General features: G+C 66.4%; 21 protein-coding genes. 20 read left to right on the top strand and 1 reads right to left on the bottom strand.

All coding sequences use genetic code 11. The annotated features are described in order from the left end of the window. The first annotated feature begins 329 nt into the window (after positions 1–329). Complete coding sequence (locus DES41_RS07300) at positions 330–566, top strand: hypothetical protein (RefSeq protein WP_114466993.1); 237 nt, start codon at positions 330–332, stop codon at positions 564–566. 308 nt (positions 567–874) lie between these two features. Here DES41_RS07300 and DES41_RS38320 read toward each other — a convergent pair whose 3' ends face one another. Beyond that, entirely contained in the window at positions 875–1,027 is a 153-nt protein-coding gene (locus tag DES41_RS38320) for a hypothetical protein (RefSeq protein ID WP_170168118.1), read from the bottom strand. Between the two features lie 1,026 nt (positions 1,028–2,053). On the opposite strand from DES41_RS38320, the gene DES41_RS07290 reads away from it, so the two are divergent. The 19 genes from DES41_RS07290 to DES41_RS07200 all read left to right on the top strand — a co-directional run bounded on the left by DES41_RS07290 (position 2,054) and on the right by DES41_RS07200 (position 17,609). Then, entirely contained in the window at positions 2,054–2,287 is a 234-nt protein-coding gene (locus tag DES41_RS07290; RefSeq protein WP_114466991.1) for a hypothetical protein, read from the top strand. 60 nt (positions 2,288–2,347) lie between these two features. Continuing rightward, positions 2,348–2,542, top strand: a complete 195-nt coding sequence (locus tag DES41_RS07285) for a hypothetical protein (protein WP_114466990.1) — start codon at positions 2,348–2,350, stop codon at positions 2,540–2,542. Continuing rightward, positions 2,526–2,822 carry an HNH endonuclease gene (locus tag DES41_RS07280; protein WP_114466989.1) on the top strand — a complete coding sequence of 99 codons (297 nt, stop codon included), beginning with the start codon at positions 2,526–2,528 and terminating at the stop codon, positions 2,820–2,822. The genes DES41_RS07285 and DES41_RS07280 overlap by 17 nt, the downstream gene beginning before the upstream one ends. A 151-nt stretch (positions 2,823–2,973) precedes the next feature. Beyond that, complete coding sequence (locus DES41_RS07275) at positions 2,974–3,324, top strand: hypothetical protein (protein WP_245965611.1); 351 nt, start codon at positions 2,974–2,976, stop codon at positions 3,322–3,324. Beyond that, the gene (locus DES41_RS07270; RefSeq protein ID WP_114466987.1) at positions 3,269–5,110 is read left to right on the top strand and encodes a terminase large subunit; all 1,842 of its coding nucleotides are present in this window, start codon (positions 3,269–3,271) and stop codon (positions 5,108–5,110) included. The genes DES41_RS07275 and DES41_RS07270 overlap by 56 nt, the downstream gene beginning before the upstream one ends. 24 nt (positions 5,111–5,134) lie before the next feature. Further along, positions 5,135–5,686 carry an HK97 family phage prohead protease gene (locus DES41_RS07265; protein ID WP_114466986.1) on the top strand — a complete coding sequence of 184 codons (552 nt, stop codon included), beginning with the start codon at positions 5,135–5,137 and terminating at the stop codon, positions 5,684–5,686. A 123-nt stretch (positions 5,687–5,809) separates the two neighbouring features. Continuing rightward, positions 5,810–7,210 (top strand): phage major capsid protein, encoded by a 1,401-nt coding sequence (locus tag DES41_RS07260; RefSeq protein ID WP_114466985.1) that lies wholly within the window; start codon positions 5,810–5,812, stop codon positions 7,208–7,210. Between the two features lie 60 nt (positions 7,211–7,270). Continuing rightward, positions 7,271–7,507, top strand: a complete 237-nt coding sequence (locus DES41_RS07255) for a hypothetical protein (RefSeq protein ID WP_114466984.1) — start codon at positions 7,271–7,273, stop codon at positions 7,505–7,507. Beyond that, complete coding sequence (locus DES41_RS38315) at positions 7,504–7,695, top strand: hypothetical protein (protein WP_170168117.1); 192 nt, start codon at positions 7,504–7,506, stop codon at positions 7,693–7,695. The genes DES41_RS07255 and DES41_RS38315 overlap by 4 nt, the downstream gene beginning before the upstream one ends. Beyond that, on the top strand, positions 7,688–9,115 hold the full coding sequence (locus DES41_RS07245) for a phage portal protein (protein WP_114466982.1): 1,428 nt from the start codon (positions 7,688–7,690) through the stop codon (positions 9,113–9,115). Before DES41_RS38315 ends, DES41_RS07245 begins: the two co-directional genes overlap by 8 nt. Then, positions 9,108–10,010 (top strand): hypothetical protein, encoded by a 903-nt coding sequence (locus DES41_RS07240; RefSeq protein ID WP_114466981.1) that lies wholly within the window; start codon positions 9,108–9,110, stop codon positions 10,008–10,010. Before DES41_RS07245 ends, DES41_RS07240 begins: the two co-directional genes overlap by 8 nt. Position 10,011: 1 nt before the next feature. Beyond that, entirely contained in the window at positions 10,012–10,404 is a 393-nt protein-coding gene (locus DES41_RS07235) for a hypothetical protein (protein WP_114466980.1), read from the top strand. Next, the gene (locus DES41_RS07230) at positions 10,401–10,781 is read left to right on the top strand and encodes a phage head closure protein (protein ID WP_114466979.1); all 381 of its coding nucleotides are present in this window, start codon (positions 10,401–10,403) and stop codon (positions 10,779–10,781) included. The genes DES41_RS07235 and DES41_RS07230 overlap by 4 nt, the downstream gene beginning before the upstream one ends. A 2-nt stretch (positions 10,782–10,783) precedes the next feature. Then, positions 10,784–11,254: an HK97-gp10 family putative phage morphogenesis protein gene (locus DES41_RS07225; RefSeq protein WP_114466978.1), complete on the top strand. Its 471-nt coding sequence runs from the start codon at positions 10,784–10,786 to the stop codon at positions 11,252–11,254. Then, positions 11,251–11,631, top strand: a complete 381-nt coding sequence (gene gp17 / locus DES41_RS07220; RefSeq protein WP_114466977.1) for a tail completion protein gp17 — start codon at positions 11,251–11,253, stop codon at positions 11,629–11,631. The genes DES41_RS07225 and gp17 overlap by 4 nt, the downstream gene beginning before the upstream one ends. 102 nt (positions 11,632–11,733) lie before the next feature. Beyond that, complete coding sequence (locus DES41_RS07215) at positions 11,734–12,606, top strand: phage tail tube protein (protein WP_114466976.1); 873 nt, start codon at positions 11,734–11,736, stop codon at positions 12,604–12,606. Positions 12,607–12,618: 12 nt separating this feature from the next. Continuing rightward, a complete protein-coding gene (locus DES41_RS07210) occupies positions 12,619–14,700 on the top strand; it encodes a hypothetical protein (protein WP_114466975.1) in 2,082 nt (693 codons plus the stop codon). Between the two features lie 4 nt (positions 14,701–14,704). After that, entirely contained in the window at positions 14,705–17,176 is a 2,472-nt protein-coding gene (locus tag DES41_RS07205) for an FAD-dependent oxidoreductase (protein WP_114466974.1), read from the top strand. 16 nt (positions 17,177–17,192) lie between these two features. Beyond that, positions 17,193–17,609 (top strand): phage tail assembly chaperone family protein, TAC, encoded by a 417-nt coding sequence (locus DES41_RS07200; protein ID WP_114466973.1) that lies wholly within the window; start codon positions 17,193–17,195, stop codon positions 17,607–17,609. Positions 17,610–17,615: the final 6 nt, after the last annotated feature.

The following is a 17,615-nucleotide window of genomic DNA, read 5'->3' as shown; positions in this document are numbered from 1 at the left end:
AATTAGGCAGGACCACGGCGACATTGCGGGAGAGCCGTGGTGAGCTGTACGAAATCCCCCTTGCGCGCGGTCCTTGTTTCGTGTATCGTGCCACCCAACGACTGAGCGCAAACGCATATCCAGGGTCGCCCATCCATGTTGGAGGCGGCGGTGTCGGTAGATGCAGCGCTCGAAAGTTCGAGGCCTCCGTCAAGGAGGCTTTTTGCTTTCTGCTGTCATGTGAGCCGGTTCCCACAAGCAGGAGCGCTCCCGCACGACATTTCGCGACGCGTACCTTCTCTACTGTGGATCCGTGGGCCAGCTGGTCCACGTAACACAGGAGACTTCAGATGACGCAAGCGAATCAGAACCAAGGCCAGAACCAGAACCCGCAGTCGCCGCAGACCCAGCAGAGCGCTACGAACCCGAACACCAGCGGGATGGACAACAAGGGCCAACAGATGCCGAACCAAGGCAACCAAGCCGGCCAGAACAGCCAGCAGCCTGGTCAACAGCAGATGGACCCCAATCAAAAGCAAAAGGGTGGCCAGCAGGGCCAGCAGCAGGCGCCGAACCAGCAGAAGTGACGCCCACGTTGCTTCAGTGAGCCCTCCCGTGCGGAGGGCTTCGTTGTTTCTGGGCAGTCTTCGTTAGTTCAGTGGACGCGGTCCCTGCGCTGTCATCAGGCCGGGCGTCGCGCTCTTCACAATTTGACCCGACGCCCACGGGTGCGGCGGGTTAGCGCCGTCGCAGTCCTGGCCCGACACCGTTGCAAACCACTGCTCTATGTGAGCCCGTGGCGTCGGCCCGCCCCTCCCAAGGTCGGCGGGCCTTTCCCGTTTGGGTGGGTCAAACATGGCGGCTCGACCCACGGCGCACCTGCCATCGGCCTTGGCTATGCCTGCACCGTGCTCAGCACTCTCAGGACAACGACGAGGATGATCACCGCCGCGATCGCGCCGCAGATGATCAGCATGCGCTTGTTGGCGTATCGGTTGCGGCTTGACGAGGTGGGGACTGCGCCATTTTCGGGCTTCGTTTCGAGCATGGAAGGCTTTCTGGGAGTGGTGGCCCATTCCCGCGCGGTTTGGTGCCCGCATCCGTGGGCCATCCAGCCGAACGCGCGCAGGACAGAGCGCAAGTCGGCGACCGAAGAAGCCCTTTATTGCGGCGGCGGCTACAAGCGCTTCAGCCAGTCGCCTGACAGGCGAGCGCTGTTCGGCGCATCTAAAATTGGACATGACTGCACCAGTCATTCCCTTGCAACACTTCGACCGCCTTCTCAAGGCGGTGCGGACCGCGACCATGTCAGATCACGAGCGACTGGAAGCTGCTCGCCTCATTCGGGGATTGCTTATCCTGCAGAACGGCAGCGGCCTTACGAGGTCTTCCGCGTTGGTAGCGCTACGGCGGCTTTCGCAGATCGAGGGATTGACCGCCAACGCCAGTAGCGTCATTGCAGAGTTAGAGGGACCGCCCCTGGCTCCATGACCGGAGGCACTTCCCGCGCCTCGGTTCACCTTAGTTGAGGCCTTCCCGGCTTGCCGCGGCCCGGAGCTCGCTCACTGCGTCTTCCAGTCCAGGCACTAGCTCCAGACTTGGCAGCGCAAGGAGGAGGATCTGGGAATTCAGCCGCTTGTCTGCATGCATGGCTAGCAAATGGCCGATCAGATCGAGGCCAAGCTGCCTCAGCTCATCTTTCACGTCTGCATCTGCCACGAGAGCGCGGCATTCTTCCAGACAAGCTCGGGTGCCCGGTGTAAGCATGGGCCGGACTATAGGCGGCGCAACGTCCAGCGCGTCAGTGCGAACCCTGAGCCTTGAGAAATACGCCGGCCGCATCCCTCACCCCTCCGCGCACACCTTGTCCGCTCGGGACCGCGGCCGGCTCCTCTTGCTCCCCCGAGCATCACGGCACCTTGGCGCCGGCCCGCCACGGGCAAATGGCGGGGAGATTTCCGCCGCCAGCTGGTGCGGTGCCATGCGAACAGCGAACGGCAGCACCCAGCCGGGCGAGACCAAGCCCGGTAGGTCCGATGGGTGCACCCCTCAATCCACCACCAGGAGTTACGCCATGCTCGTGCAGACCTCCGCAGGATTGCAGGAACGCCGCACCGACTACGTCGTCGTGGTGGAAGGCGTCGGCCTGTCGCATGCCGTGCCTGAACTGCACGACGGCGAGATCGTCGCGCACACCCTCGACGGGCAGTGCATCGTCATGCAAGCCGGGCCGACCGCAAGCCCATCCCGACAGGACCGCGACTGCATCCATTGCGACGGGGTAGCTGGCCATTGGGGCTGGCGCTGATGCCGTGCACCGCATGCGCTGCTCGCCGTGCCTGGATCGCCAAGTGGACCAAGGTAGCCTATGAACGAGCCCGAACAATTCTTGACCATGGGCATCGCGATGCTGATCCAGGCCATGCACAACCAGACGCAGGCCATCAGCCGCCTGGCAGCCAGCAACGAGGCGCTGGTGCGCGCGATGGCAGAGGCTGATGACGCAGACCAGGGCGACGTGACGCCGCTCCCCGCTCGTGGGCTCAATGGCCGCCCGCTATGACGACCAGGACGGCCGGCTGCGGGGCCGCAGGGCGCAGGCCCGGCGCCTACGCCTGTGGTCCAAGGACCCGCACTGCGCCCACTGCCGCAAGCTGACCAACTGGCCCGACGGCTTCAACGCCGACCACATCGTCCCGCTCTACAAGGATGGCGAGGACGAGGACAAGAACATGCAGGTCCTGTGCCTCGTGTGCCACGACAAGAAGACCAGCGACGACCTGGGCAGGCGGCACACCGTGGCCATCGGCGAGGACGGCTGGCCCGTCGATCCCGCACCGTGATGGTGCAGCAGGGCGACCGAGACAGGGGGGGGATGGTCTGTAGTTTTAAGGCGACACCCTTGGACACCGCGCCTCACCCTTTCTTCACGCATCCACGATTCAGGATATAGGGCAAATGCCACGACCGAGAACACCCACAGCGAAGGCTGCGGTGTCTGGGGCCATCGCGAAGAACGCGGGACGGTTCAAGGACCGCACGATTCAGAAAGGCTCGCGCCCACTCGGCGAGCCGTACGCCACCATGACGCCGGAGCAGAAAGCTGCCTGGGCTGAGATTCAGCACGACATGCCATGGCTGACAAGCTCCGATCGCATCATGGTGCGGCTGGCGTGCTCGTGGGTTGCCCGCATGGACAAGGACGATTTGGGGGTAGCTGCTTCCAGCGCCTTGGCCACCATCATGTCCAAGCTCGGAGCGACGCCGGTGGATGTCAGCAAGGTGAGGCATGCCAGCGACGAAGAAGAAGACCCTACCGACGAGTTCTTCGGCCGACCGCACTAAGGCCTATGCGCTGGCAGTGGTGGCCGGCGAGATCGTCGCAGGCCCGCACGTGCGCAATGCGTGTCGCCGGCACCTGCAGGACCTGGAGAACGGGCACAAGAGGGGTCTGCGGTTCGACCACGAAGCGGCCGAATACGCCTTCAGGTTCTTCGAAGGCATGCTCATGCTTTCCGAGGGCCAGTTCGAGGGAACGCCGTTCCGGCTGCATTCGAGCCAGGCATTCATCATCGGATCGCTGTTCGGCTGGAAGCGTGCGGACGGCACACGCCGATTCCGGCGCGCCTTCATTGAGCAGGGCAAGGGCAACGGCAAGAGCCCCATGGCGGGCGGCATTGGTCTGTATGGCCTGACGGCTGACCGCGAGGCCGGCGCCCAGGTGTACGCCGCCGCCGCCAAGAAGGAGCAGGCCGGCATCCTGTTCGCCGACGCCGTGAAGATGGTGAAGGCGTCGAAAAAGCTAAAGCAGCGGCTTGAGTTCTCGGGTGGCGAAGGGCGCGAGTACAACATCGCCTTCCACCCGAACGGCAGCTTCTTCAGGCCCGTGTCGCGGGACACGGGAAAGACTGGCTCGGGCCCGCGACCGCACTTCGTTCTGGCGGATGAGGTGCACGAGCTGCCCGACCGCAAGAGCATCGAGATGCTGGAGCGCGGGTTCAAGTTCCGACGGCAGCCGCTGCTGTTCATGATCACCAACAGCGGCAGCGACCGCAACAGCGTTTGCTGGGAGGAGCATGAGCACGCAGTGAAGGTCGCGGCGGGGCACACCGAGGCCGTCAACGACCCGACCTATGTCGGTGAGGTGATTGACGACACGACGTTCAGTTTCGTGTGCGCGCTGGATCAGGGCGACGATCCGCTGCGAGACCCGTCGTGCTGGCCGAAAGCCAACCCGCTGCTGGGCGTCACGATCACCGAACAGTACCTGGCCGACGTGGTGGCCCAGGCGAAGGCGATCCCGGGCCAGTTGAACGGCATCCTGCGCCTGCACTTCTGCGTGTGGACCGATGCCGAGACGGCCTGGATGACGCGGGCCACGTTGGAGCCGGCGCTGGCCGACTTCGAGCCCGAGCAGCTGCACGCTGGTGCGAAGGTGTTCATGGGGCTGGACCTTTCGCAGAACCGAGACATCACCGCCAAAGCATCGGTCGTGCAGACCGGCGTGAACAAGGACAACAAACCGCTGTTCGATGCCTGGATTGAGGCGTGGACACCGGGCGACACGATCCAGGCGCGCGAGCTGCGCGACAAGATCCCGTACACGGTCTGGAAGCAGCAGGGCCACATACACGCGCCGCAGGGCGAGAACGTCAGCTTCCGGCACGTGGCGCAGTCGCTGGCCGACGACGCGACGCGTTACAGCGTGCAGATGGTGGCCTATGACCGGTACGCCTTCAAGCGGTTCGAAGAGGACGTGAAGGACATTGGCCTGGCGCTGGAGTTCGTGGAACACCCGCAGGGCGGGACGAAGAAGGGTCAGCCCACCGACGCAATGAAAGAGGCGGCCGAGAAGCGCAAGGAAAAGGCTGAGGGCTTGTGGATGCCCGGCTCGCTCCGGCTGCTGGAGGATGCGCTGCTCGAAGGCCGCATCCGGCTGCGACGCAACCCCGTTTTGGTCTCCGCAATGATGTCCGCGGTGACCGAAGAGGACAAATGGGGCAACCACTGGCTGGCGAAGACCAGGTCGATCAACAAGATCGATGCCGCTGTTGCGTTGTGCATGGCGATCGGTGCTGCTGTCGCGACCGCCGTGCCTAAAAAGAAACTGGTCCTGGCCGTGGCCGGCTGACCGCAACGAGAAAGCGAGGACGCCATGACCGCCCAACACGTCACCTTCTGCGAGATGGTCCTGAAAGGCGTCCGCGAGGACCTGCGCCAGATCACCGGCATCGCGACGACCGGCAGCATGGACCGCCACGGCGAGATCCTGGACATCGCCTCTGCGCGGTTCCGCCCCGAGGTTCCGCTGATCTGGCAGCACCAGCAATCCATGCCGGCCATCGGCCGCGCACAGCTGTTCAAGGACGGCGACGCGATCCGCTTCGTGGCCAACTTCGCCAAGCTGACCGAGCCGGGCCTGCTCAAGGAGCGGGCCGACCTCGCCTGGCAGGCCGTGAAGTCCGGCCTGGTCAAGTTCGTCAGCATCGGCGCCATGGGCGGCCGGAAGTTCGTCCGCAAGAACGGCCCGCCGCTGCTGGTCGACATGGAGGTGGTCGAGCTCTCGCCCGTCACCGTGCCGGCCAATGCCGACGCCACCATCGACACCGTGAAGGCGCTCTATGCGCGCCAGCGCGAGTCAATTCCACTGATCCGTGAGATTGACCTCCGGTTCCTGAAGGGGGCCATCCCTCTGGATCGCTCCTGATCTCGGTCGGCCGCCTGCCGTTGCACGCAGGCCGCTCTGACCGAAAGCCCCAACGCCGTGTCACCACGGCATCCCATCACAGACCGCCCGAGAGGCGGTTTTTTCGTTTCTGAAAGGAACGACATGAAGACGTACGCCCAACAGTTGGCCGACCTCAAGGCCACCCGCACCACGAAATCCGCCGAGCTCGACACCATCGCCCGCAAGCCGGTCGATGAGGGCCGCTCCATGGACACCGGCGAAGCCGAGCAGTTCGACACGCTGACCACGGCCATCAAGTCGCTGGACGCCGATATTTCCCGCTTCTCGCGTATGGCCGAGATCGAGGCCGCCGAGAAGGACAGCGCCAAGCCCGTGGACGCGACCACCAAGGCCGCAGCCATCGCCGTCGGCGGCGCCGCCGAGCGCCTGCCCGTGCAGGTCAAGAACACCGAGAAGGTGGAAGAGGGCATCGGCTTCGCCCGCATCGCACGCATCAAGGCCCTCGCGCGCCTGGACAATGCCGATCCGCTGCAGGTCGCGTCCGCCCTGTACCCGGACGACAAAGAGCTGCGCACCTCGCTGACCAAGGCAGCTGTCCCCGCCGCCAACACCGGCAACGCTGGCTGGGCCGGCAACCTGATCCTGGACGGTGGCGCCTACTTCGCCGACTTCGTGACGCACCTGCGCGCGAAGACCGTCCTGGGTCAGATCGAGGCCCGCCTGCGGCGCCTGCCGTTCGACACGCCCGTGCTGGTGCAAGGCTCGGCGGGTGCGGCGAAGTGGGTTGGCGAGGGCAAGTCCAAGCCCGTCACCCAATGGAGCTACGCCAAGACGAAGCTGGAGCCGCTGAAGGTGGCCACCATCGCCGCGGCGACGAAGGAGACCATCCGCCGCGCTTCCGCCGCCGCCGACGCCCTGATTCGCGACGAGCTGACGCTGTCGATCGGCACCGCCCTGGACGGCACGCTGGTCGGCACGGCAGCCGCGGTCGCGGGTGTGTCTCCGGCTGGCCTGCGCAACGGCGTCACGGCAACCGTGCTGGCCGGCGACGGCTCGCTGGAGGGCATCCGCCTGGACATCGCGACGATGCTCAAGGCACTTGTCGGCAACAACCTGAGCGTGGCAGGTGCCTTCTGGCTCATGGCCGAGACGACGGCCATCGACCTCGGCGGGGTGACCAACCTGGCGGGCGCAGCTGCGTTCCCGGGCATCACGCCGGAGGGCGGTACGCTGGCAGGCCTGCCAGCCTTCACCTCGCAGGCGATTCCCGCCAACGTGGTGATGCTGGTCAAGGGCGACGAGATCTTCCTGGGTGACGAAGGCGGCATCGAGGTGTCGATCTCCGACCAGGCCTCCATCGTCATGGACGACGCCCCGGCCCAGGACGCCACCACCGGCGCCCCCGGAACGACCAGCGTGGTCAGCCTCTGGCAGACCAACAGCGTCGGCTTCCTGGTCGAGCGCATCGTCAACTTCATGAAGCGCCGCCCCGGCGCCGTGGTTTGGGCGACCGTCAACTGGACCGGCCAGCCCACCCCGTAACCAGCCAGCTGGTGCAAGAGGCTTCCGCAAGGAGGCCCCTTGCGCAAGAGGAAGGACACCATGAGCCAAGTCATCTTCACATTCAAGGACGGCCGCACGCGCAAGGTCACGCAGGCCGAGTCGCGCTTGCTGCTGCGCCTGGGCAAAGGGTCCGTGGTCATGGCCGATGCCGCGCCCGACCTGGACGCCATGGACCTCGACGCCCTGCGCGCGCTCGCGCAAGAGCGCGGCCTCAAGGTCCACCACAACGCCGGCGCGGACAAGCTGCGCGCCGCCCTGCGCGTTGACGCCGCGTGAAGGATCGCCTGAAGCGCGCCGCCACGCAGCCGCTGACGGCCGTGCTGGGCCTGGGTGTGGCCGGCGCTGGATGCATCGTGGCCGGTGTTGGCCTGATCGCGGGAACCGGCTGGGCGCTGGCAGTGGGAGGCGCGTTCCTCCTGGCCGCGGCCTCGCTGATCGCCAAGGGGATGAGCACCGATGTCTGAACTGACCGTTCTCGGAGCGCTGAAAAGCGGGCTAACGCGGCAGAAGTCGCTGAGCATGGTCCCCGGCGCCTGGCGCAACTATGGACGCACCATCACCGAGCCTTTCGCGGGCGCGTGGCAGAAGAACATCGAGGAGAAGCAGGCCGACTTGCTGACGTACCCGACGCTGTATGCCTGCATCAACCGCATCTCGTCGGACATCGGCAAGCTTCCGTTCTCGCTGCGCAAGCGCGAGAAGAGTGGCAACTGGGTCGCGGTGGAGAACGCCGCCTATGACCCGGTGCTGCGCAAGCCCAACGACTTCCAGACGCCGGCCCAGTTCCGCGAGTACTGGATGCTGAGTAAGCTGACGGCTGGGAACACGTACGTCCTGAAGCGCCGTGACGCGCGCGGCGTCGTGAATGCGCTGTACATCCTCGACCCCGAGCGCTGCCTGCCGATGATCTCGGAGTCCGGCTTCGTGTTCTACCAGCTGCAGACCGACGCACTGAACTCTTTGCCCGTGGGCTATCCGGCTGCAGACCTCATCGTGCCGGCCAGCGAGATCATCCACGATCGGTGCATGACGCTGTTCCACCCGCTGGTGGGCGTCCCGCCCGTCGCTGCCGCGCACTGGCCGGCGCTGAAGAACATGAAGATCCTTCGCTCGGCAACCGAGTTCTTCACGAACAACGCTCGGCCTGGCGGCCTGCTGACTGGCCCGGCCGGCATGACCGACGACGAGGCCAAGGAGGTCAAGGCCTACTGGGAGACGAACTTCAGCGGCTCCAACGCGGGGAAGCTGGCCATCATCGGCGCGGACATGAAGTTCACGCCCTTCGACATGAAGAGCATCGACGCCCAGATGGTCGAGCAGATGGGCTCCAGCGATGAGCAGATCTGTCAGCCCTTCGGAATTCCGCCGTTCAAGGTCGGCATCGGAACCATCCCTGCGGGCATGGCGGTGGACGACCTCAACCAGCTGTACTACTCCGACGCGCTGCAGACGCACATCGAGCACATGGAGTCGCTGCTAGATCAAGGCCTCGCCATTGCCGCGCCCCTCGGGGTCGAGCTCGACCTCGACCCGTTGCTGCGCATGGATGAGGCCAAGCGGGCAGAGGTGGAGTCCAAGCTGGTGCAGGGCAAGATCAAGACGCCGAACGAAGGCCGCGCGCGCTTCAATCTGCCGCCTACGGGTGGTGGTGGCACGCTGTGGGGCCAGCACCAGGACTACCCGCTGGCGGTGCTGGAGAAGCGCCAGGACCTCGCCGCAGCGGCGGCCCCGGCAGCTGCCCCAACTCCCGCTCCCGCGCCTGCGCCCGCTCCCATGTCAGAAGAAGACCAAGCAACCGTGGATGCGGCGAAAGCCGTCGTGTCGACGCACAAGGCGATCGCAGCCATGCGCAAAGCCGCAAACCGGGAGGCCGTGAATGTTTGACCCCGAACTGTTCGGCCAGGCGATGGGCGAGGAGATCCGCAAGGCCGTCGCGCCGTTGCTGTCCGAGATCTCCGAGCTGAAGACGCAGCTGGCCCAGCGCCCCGACTTCACCGCCTTGGTTGCTCAGGAAGTGGCCAAGGCCGTGGCCGCCGTCCCCGTCCCTGCGGACGGCAAGGACTGCGACATGGAGGTCGTGCAGACCATGGTGACGGCCGCGGTCAAGGCGCTGCCTGTGCCGAAAGATGGAAATGACGGTGAGAACGGTAGGGACGGTCGCAGCGTCACCATTGAAGACCTACAGCCGTTGATCGCCTCCGCAGTGAAGAGCGTCCGGGACGAGTCTGCGGACGCCGTCGCCGCTGCCATCAAGGCGCTGCCCGTGCCGAAGGATGGCGAACCCGGACTGAAGGGCGACCCGGGTGAGAAGGGCGCAGACGGCATCGGCCTGGCCGGTGCCATGATCGACCGCGACGGCGCGCTGCTGGTGACGCTGACCAACGGCACCGTGAAGTCGCTGGGCCCGGTGGTCGGAAAGGACGGCAAGGATGGGACCGATGGCGCCGACGGCATGAGCCTGGACGCCTTCGATCTGACCTACCTCGAGGAGACCCACGAGGTGGCCATCAAGGCCGCCTGTGCTGGGCGCACGAAGGAAGTGCGCTTCCCGGCCGGCGGGCTGCGTCCGGGGAGTTACTGGCGCGAAGGCACGAAGGCCAAGGCCTGCGAGGCCTGGGTGCACGACGGTTCGCTGTGGATCGCCACGAAAGACACCTCGGGCAAGCCCCAGGCGCAGAGCGAAGACTGGATCATCGCAGCGCGCAAGGGCCGCGATGGCGAGTCCATCGTGAAAACCATTCAGGCCGGGCCGCCCGCGCCCATCAAGCTGGGGCGCTGAGGTGGATCTGGTAACCGTTCAGGAAGCCGCGCTGCACGTGCGGAGCGACACCGCCGCCGATGGCCCCTGGATCGCCATCATGATCCCGGCCGTCAGCGAGGCCGTGAGGGACTGGCTCAAGGACGAATGGCGCCTGTACGTGCTGGCGCGAGATGGTGCCGGCTCGGTGGTGCGCGACGCCAACGGAGTCCCCGTGCCGGCTGTGGACAGCGAGGGCAAGCCGGCCGTTCGTCCCACAGTCAAGGCTGCGGTCCTGGTCGAGCTGGCTCAGCAGCACCGGTTCCGCGATGGCGACGGCGCGCCGGCCGTGCCGTCCCACGCCGGCCACGGCTATACCCTGGGCCAGGGCGCTACGGCGTTGCTGGCTAGCTCGCGCCGCTCGACGGTGGCATGACCATGGAAGCCGGCAAGCTGCGTCACCAGGTCCGCATCGAGCGCCTGGACTACCTGCGGGACGAAACGGGCGCCGTGCTGCAGGACCCCTCCACCGGTGAGACCGCGCAGCAGTGGGTCGAGGTCGCCACCGTCTGGGCCTCGATCGAGCCCCTGAGCGCGCGTGAGTTCATCGCCAGCGCCAAGACGCAGGCCGAGATCGTCGCGCGCATCGTCATCCGCTACCGCGATGGCCTGGACGCATCCATGCGCCTGGTGCACGTGCGCAGCGGCCGGCCGGACGTGATCTACAACCCAGCCGACTTCCTGCCGGATAAGGAATCGGGTTTGGACTATCTGACTGCGCCGTGCTCGCGCGGCGTGGGCGAGGGGCAGTGACCATGGCCGACACCTTCGACCTTCAGGGCTTCGACTCCGCGATCGCCAAGCTGCGCGCGCTGCCGGTGCAGTTCCGTGGCAAGGCCGGCCGCTCGGCGCTGGGCAAGGCCGCCCGCCTGGTCACCAATGCCGCGAAGCGCAATGCCGAGGGCATCAACGACCCGGAGACGGGCCGCAAGATCTCCGACAACGTGGTGCAGCGCGTGCGCTCCGGCTACCAGAAGCGCACCGGCGACATCATGATCAGCGTGGGCGTGGCCACCGAACGCGGCGCCATCCCGAAGGGCAACCCGGACACGGGCCCGAAGGGCAACACGCCGCACTGGCACCTGGTGGAGCTCGGCACCGAGCAGATGGCCGCGCAGCCATTCCTACGCCCGGCGCTCGAGGGCAACGTCGACCAGGTGGTAGCCGGCGCGGCCACCAACCTGGAGCGCGAGCTGGACAAGATCGCCAAGAAGGCGGGCGCATGAACAACCCGCCTATCTTCAAAGCCGTCAACGTGCCGGCCGTCCAGGCGCACTTGCGCGCGCTGCGCGGGCCGCTGCGGTTCTATGCCTTCGGCATGGCGCCGCAGGACGTGCAGTACCCCTACGCGGTCTGGCGCACCGCGGCCGGCACGCCTGGCAACACGCTGGCCAGGCGGCCTGACCACGACGCCGGCTTGTTTCAGATCGATGTCTACGCCAAGCCATCGCAGGGCGTGGACACCGTGCGTGCGGTCGCGCACGCCATCCGCGATGCGATCGAGGGCCATGCACACCTGACCGCCTGGCGCGGCGAGAGCATCGACCCGCAGACCAAGAACTTCCACGTCGGGTTCGACGTGTCCTGGATCGTTTTCCGGTAGCCGCAAGGCCGCCACCCACCCGAAGGCCGCATATCGCGGCCTTCTTCGTTTTCCCACCTGTCGGCCGCCTTCGCGGCCTTTTCTTTTGCAAAGGCCCACGCCATGACCGTAAAGACCCAAGGCACCGACTTGTTCGGTCTCGACCCCCGCGACAACAGCATCATCGTCGTCGGCTGCGTCACCACCATCGACGGCATCGATTCGTCGGTCGAGCAGATCGAGACGACCTGCCTGAACTCGGGCAAGGACCGCAAGTACGTGTCCGGCATGGGCTCGCCCGGTGCGGCTTCCTTCGGCATCAACATCGACCCGTCCGACGCCTCTCACCTGAAGCTGTATCAGCTCAAGCAGCTGGGCCTGACGCTCAAGTGGGCGATCGGCTGGGGTGACGGCCCGATGGAGCCGGACGGCACCATCGACCTGCCGCCCACGGTCGTGAACGACGACTTCGATCTGCCGGACGGCCGGTCCTGGCTGCTGTTCGAGGGCTACATGAGCTCGTTCCCGTTCAGCTTCAACTTGAACGACGTGGTGAAGTCCGCCGTCGGCATCCAGATCAGCGGCACGCAGGTGCTGATCCCCAAGGCATCCGGCACCGGCCCGCGGCCGCGCTGGTTCGTCGGCCCGGCCAACGCGCACACCAGCGGCACGCAAGCGTTCCTGGATGCCGCAACGCTGTTCGGCTCGCCTGGCAGCAAGATCGGCACGATCGAGAACCTGCAGACCACGACCGGCAACTACGGCTGGGTGGCCATGCCTGGCGATGTCTCTGCCGTCGGTGTGACCTTCCGCGACGACACCAACACCCCGGGCGACTGGAACGGCGCAGGCGAGGCGGGCCCCAACACCGACGGTGGCCCATCGCCGGCGCAGTCGGCCGTGACATTCGCCGATGGAGACGGCTTCGTGTGGCGCCTGTTCCGCATGGACTACCCCCACTCGCAGCCCACCGCTGGCGACTGGACCACCAGCTGATCGGAGCCTGCCATGCCCAAGTTCACTACTCCCGCAGGCACGACGCAGCGCTACATCTCTGCGCTGGATCGCAACGCGCCCGACAGCATTCCCGGCACAAAGAAAGTCTATGCCGACCGGGCGGCCTTCTTGCAGGGCGTCGCAGACGAGCGCGCCTGCATCGCCATGGGTCTGCCTGTCTGGTACGACGGCATTGACCTGCAGGTGCTCGCGGAACCCGCAGCGGTCAAGCGGCTTTGGACGCTTTCCACCACTGCAGGCTCGGCAGCTGCCAACGCCACTGCCAGCCACGGCCGCACGGCGGTGATCGCCTTCAAGAAGTTCACGCTGGCGAGCGACGACAACCGCGTGCTGGCCACGATCGGTGCTCCTGGCGTTGGGGTAGGGGATAACGGGGACCTGGCACTCGACGAGACGGCCGGTATCGTTTACCGCAAGGCATTGGGCGCCTGGGCGCAGGAGACTACGCTGGGAGGAACGGCGTCCGACCCGGAGCCCAAGGCGATCGAGGCGTCCACGTACACCTTGCTTGCTTTGGACAAGACGCTCGACTTCAAGGTGGCGTGCGCGGTCACTGTCCCACCCGGTCTTCCGCGGTCCTTTGCGATGTCCTATGTCGTCACCGGCTTGGGGGCGGTGTCCTTTGCAGCCGGAAGCGGCGTGGACCTTGCGAATACGGCAGGCAACGCCAATGCTGCAGCGGGTTCCAGCGGCGCCATCGTCGGCACGAGCACGCTCAACGGTCTACGCCTTCTGAACGGCGCGCCGGCCAGTAGCGGCAGCACACGCACCTTCCGTGGGGCGGTCGCTGATCAGGCCGCGATGCTGGCGGCCACTGCGGCGGTAGGCGACTGGGTCACCCGCACCGACCTCAACGCTGCAGCCTACGAGCTGACAGCGAGCCCGGCCACCGCCCTGGCGAACTGGAAGGCCTACGGTACAGGCGGCGCAACGCGCGTCTGGCGCGGCGCCGCTGCCAACGAAGCGGCCATGCTCTCCCTGTCCGGTGCTGCCGTCGGCGACTGGATGAGCCGCACCGACCTGGGCGGCATCGGCTACGAACTCAAGGCGCTGCCGGCCACGACCTTGGCCAACTGGCAGTCCTACGCAACGCTGCCATCCGGCCTGCCTGCGGCCGTGGCCTTCGGCACGTCGATCCAACTGGACGGCAACCGCATGGTCTCGGCGCCGCAACAGGTCGCGGGCCCGATGTCGTTCAGCCTGAACTCTGCCGGCCTGGCCGACGGCGCGCGCTGGACCACCGTGCTGATCGGCGACGGAACCAACACGCCGAGCCTCGGCCCCTTCATCAAGCGCGGCGGCGTCGCCATGGGCAACACCAATGCCCAGGAATACATCGTCACCTTCCAGCGCATCGCCGGCAAGAACTACTACACCGTCGAGCTCGGCGAACTGCGGCTGAACGCCTTGGTGGCGGGTTCCAACTTCAACACCGCCACATCCGGTACGCTGCTGCAGGACGTGATCAACAGCGCCGGTGCCAACTGGGTCAAGCGGCCCACGTCCAGCGGTGCAGGCGTCAGCGGCTACAGCGCGGCAGCTTCTGGCACGTCGCCCAACCCGGTGCGCCTGCGCGGATCGCCGCAGGGCAACACTATCACCCTCTTCTACACCTGCACCAGCATCACCATGCCCGGAACGGGTGGCGTGATGGCTAAGGTCAAGTTCCATCAATTCACGCCGACCACGGGTATCTCGTTCGCCATCTACCTGCGCGGCGATATGAGCGGGGCAGCGTCTGCCGACAAGGGCATTGTGCTTGGCTACAGCACCGCAGGTTGGTCGCTGTCCTACCGCGATGGCAGTGGCACCAGCACTGCTCTGGCGACTGCCGTGGCAACGAACATCCCCGCCGAGGGAACGGATTGCGAAGTCGTCTTCAAGGTCGAGCCAAACAAGCAGACCGTGAGCGTCAACGGCGTGGAGATCTTCAGCACCACGAAGCCCGATTCCGAGATGACCCAGCTTGGAACGGAGTGCGGCCTGCGCTTCACGCACACGGCCACAGTCTGGAGCAACAGCACCGGCCCGCAGGTTGACTCGGCCGAGTTCTTCACCTACCTGCCGGGCTGATCCGATGCGTCCTGCCATCAAAGCCGCGCTCCAGGCCTCGGCCCGTGCCGTCGTCAGCGGCGGTGCCTTGCCCGCCTTCGCGTACGAGGCCGAGTCGTCTGCGGTGTTCGCTGCCATGGACGCCGCCGGCGCGACCCCCAACGCGCGCCGCAAGATCACGCTCAACCGCATGGTGCAGCGTCTCAAGGCGTGCGGCGCCTGGTCCAAGCTGCGCGGCCTGTGGCTGCTGTCGGCCGACAGCCAAGCCCAAGCCCTGGTCAACTTCCGCAATCCGGGCACCAACGATCTGACGGTCGCTGGATCGCCCACGTTCGTGCTGCAGCGCGGCATGACGTTCCCGGCCATCAGCGCCTTCCTGAACACCGGCATCACGCTCGGCACGCTGTCGCAGGACAACGTCTCCATGGGCTGCTACACGTCGGCCACGTTCGAGGTGGATGCTGCCTCGTTCAACATGGGCACCAGCGATGGCTCGGCCAATGCAGGGCTGCAGCTGCTGTCCGCGGCCGACAAGACGCCTTCTTTCGGCGCGATGTCCGCAGTCACGGCCGGCCTGGTCAGCGACGGCGGCGGCATGCATGCGGTCAACCGGCTGAGCGCCGCCGAGGCGCAGGGCTGGCACATGAGCCGCAAGACGGACACGCTGGCCAGCACGTCGGTCCCGGGCGGAAGCATCTCCGCGCCGATCACCATCGGCAAGATCAACGGCCGCACCACCCCATCAGCCCAGCGGATCACCGCCGCCTTCGTGGGTGAGGGCATGACCGACCAGCAGATGCAGATCCTGTATGCCGCGGTCTGGGATTGCTGCGACAAGATCCGCGACGGCGACATCGAGGTCCACGAGCCGGGCTTCGCGCCCGCCGTGGTCACTGCAGATCACATCGTCTACAGCCTGGCGCCTGGTGCGCTGGCCTACGCCATCCAGTGCGCCCGTGACGGCGAATCGGTGGTGCTGGTGGGCGGGTGGCGGGAGACCCAGCCGGGCGGCATGTCCGCGCACGGCCTGGGCCGGACCGACTACATTGCCTTCTCGCAGCTGGGCGGCCTGGCCAAGACGATGACGACGAAGGTGCGCGAGCTCTTCGGCCGGCCCAACAACGCCAGCGACTTCCGCCCCGTGGACTACACCCGCATGCTGCGCATGATGCTGGATGGTGCCCGGGACGGTGGCCTCACGATCCCGATCTATCTCTCCGGCGGCGTGGTGTCGGCCACCAAGTCCGGCGACAAGGTCACCAGCATCACCACGCGCGACGGGCGCACCTTCGTGGGCAAGTACTTCCACGACGGTGGCTACGAGGGCGATCTGCTGGCGGTGGCCGGCGTCTCGACCGTCACGGGGCGCGAAGCCGCAGGCACGGGCCTGGAAGCCTTGAGCGGCTACCGTGGCGCGCAAGGCAATGGCAAGTGGAGCGCCAGTCCCTACGTCACCCCTGACGTGCCCGGCTCCGGTCTGCTGCCCGGCATCTACCCGGCCAATCTCAAAACTCTGGGGCAGGCGGACGAGGACATCCAGAGCTACAACTTTCGTCTCACCACGACGATCACCAACACGCGCCGCTTGCCGCTGACAACAACGCCTCCGGCGAACTACGACGCGTCTCAGTACGAGATCCATGCGCGATGGCTCGCCTCCGGCCAGCCCACCACGTTCAACGACGTGATCCTTGAGTTCAACCTGGGCAGCTCCAGCGGCCAGCCGGCCAACATCTTCGACCTGAACAACCAGGGCGTCGGGACGACCGATTGGGTGGGCGGCGCGAAGGCGAACGCGTACGTCTACGCCACGACCCTGGCCGGGCGCGAGGCATCCTGGAAAGCGCACGAGGACTACCTGCGCGGGTTCCTGTACTGGCTGGGCTACAGCGGCGACAGCCGCATCCCAACCGCGTTCTCCAGCCGAATGCGCACGCACGGCTGGGACATGTACCACTACCTGGACCCGCACCCGAACGACCAACTGCACTGGCCCAGCCAACTGTACGTGCGTGAGATGCGCCGCATGGTCGGCGACTTCGTGTTCGACGCCAACGACACGGCCATGACCGACGGCACGGCGCCGCGCTCGCTCAAGACCATCGGCGTCTTCAGCTACCCGCTCGACTCGCACGCGGTGCGCCGGGTGGTGGACACCAGCCAGACGCCGCACGGCATCAGCACGGAGGGCGGCTTCGGCACGGCCACGGGCGGCACGGACCAGGCGTACCCCTTCCCCTATGAGGCTGCGGTGCCAAAGGCTGCAGACGCGGCCAACGTGTCGGCCAGCTTCTGCGTCTCTGCAACCCACGCGGCCTTCGGCTCGACCCGCATGGAGCTGCATTCCGTGATGATTGGCCAGGCCATGGCGGTGGCTTCACGGCTGGCCCGCACCTCTGGCGAGGCGGCGCTGCAGAGCGTGGACTACGCAGCGCTTCGTACCGCATTGCTGGCCGTGCAGGACGCGACGCCGCCGAACCTCAAGCAGGTCAACTGACCATTCAAAGGACCCCATGAAAAAACTCAAAGGCCTGGCCGGCATGAAGTCGGCCGGGGCGATCCGCGACCTCGAACCGGTCTTGCAGACCATCGACTGGAAGGGCGACGACGGCGAGGACTACGCGATCGATGTCTTCGTCAAGCCCATGGCCTTCGGCATGGCCATGGATCTGCAGCTGGACGACTCGCCAGATAAGCGGGCGGCGGCCATCGGCCAGATGGTCTTGGTCGAGGAGGGTGGCAAGCTGGTGCCGCTCGGCGCCGAGAACGCCCGCGCGCTGAACTCGCAACTGGGCTTCAAGCTGCTGGTGGCCATCAACCAGGCCATGGGTGGTGACGCAAAAAACTCACGGCCGCCGACGAGCTCCTCTGCGAGCTCGTCCTCAACGGAATCGGCGGCCGAACCCTCGCAGAAGCCCGCGAGCGCCTGAGCGCTG

The organism is Pseudorhodoferax soli, assembly GCF_003337555.1.
In the GTDB taxonomy this organism is placed as follows: Bacteria; Pseudomonadota; Gammaproteobacteria; order Burkholderiales; family Burkholderiaceae_C; genus Pseudorhodoferax; species Pseudorhodoferax soli.
This window is presented reverse-complemented; position numbering and strand designations above follow the sequence as displayed.

Coding starts and splice junctions, on each gene's coding strand:
- DES41_RS07300 (WP_114466993.1), top strand. CDS start 330: ATGACGCAAGCGAATCAGAACCAAGGCCAGAACCAGAACCCGCAGTCG.
- DES41_RS38320 (WP_170168118.1), bottom strand. CDS start 1,027: ATGCTCGAAACGAAGCCCGAAAATGGCGCAGTCCCCACCTCGTCAAGC.
- DES41_RS07290 (WP_114466991.1), top strand. CDS start 2,054: ATGCTCGTGCAGACCTCCGCAGGATTGCAGGAACGCCGCACCGACTAC.
- DES41_RS07285 (WP_114466990.1), top strand. CDS start 2,348: ATGAACGAGCCCGAACAATTCTTGACCATGGGCATCGCGATGCTGATC.
- DES41_RS07280 (WP_114466989.1), top strand. CDS start 2,526: ATGGCCGCCCGCTATGACGACCAGGACGGCCGGCTGCGGGGCCGCAGG.
- DES41_RS07270 (WP_114466987.1), top strand. CDS start 3,269: ATGCCAGCGACGAAGAAGAAGACCCTACCGACGAGTTCTTCGGCCGAC.
- DES41_RS07265 (WP_114466986.1), top strand. CDS start 5,135: ATGACCGCCCAACACGTCACCTTCTGCGAGATGGTCCTGAAAGGCGTC.
- DES41_RS07260 (WP_114466985.1), top strand. CDS start 5,810: ATGAAGACGTACGCCCAACAGTTGGCCGACCTCAAGGCCACCCGCACC.
- DES41_RS07255 (WP_114466984.1), top strand. CDS start 7,271: ATGAGCCAAGTCATCTTCACATTCAAGGACGGCCGCACGCGCAAGGTC.
- DES41_RS07245 (WP_114466982.1), top strand. CDS start 7,688: ATGTCTGAACTGACCGTTCTCGGAGCGCTGAAAAGCGGGCTAACGCGG.
- DES41_RS07240 (WP_114466981.1), top strand. CDS start 9,108: ATGTTTGACCCCGAACTGTTCGGCCAGGCGATGGGCGAGGAGATCCGC.
- DES41_RS07230 (WP_114466979.1), top strand. CDS start 10,401: ATGACCATGGAAGCCGGCAAGCTGCGTCACCAGGTCCGCATCGAGCGC.
- DES41_RS07225 (WP_114466978.1), top strand. CDS start 10,784: ATGGCCGACACCTTCGACCTTCAGGGCTTCGACTCCGCGATCGCCAAG.
- gp17 (WP_114466977.1), top strand. CDS start 11,251: ATGAACAACCCGCCTATCTTCAAAGCCGTCAACGTGCCGGCCGTCCAG.
- DES41_RS07215 (WP_114466976.1), top strand. CDS start 11,734: ATGACCGTAAAGACCCAAGGCACCGACTTGTTCGGTCTCGACCCCCGC.
- DES41_RS07210 (WP_114466975.1), top strand. CDS start 12,619: ATGCCCAAGTTCACTACTCCCGCAGGCACGACGCAGCGCTACATCTCT.
- DES41_RS07205 (WP_114466974.1), top strand. CDS start 14,705: ATGCGTCCTGCCATCAAAGCCGCGCTCCAGGCCTCGGCCCGTGCCGTC.
- DES41_RS07200 (WP_114466973.1), top strand. CDS start 17,193: ATGAAAAAACTCAAAGGCCTGGCCGGCATGAAGTCGGCCGGGGCGATC.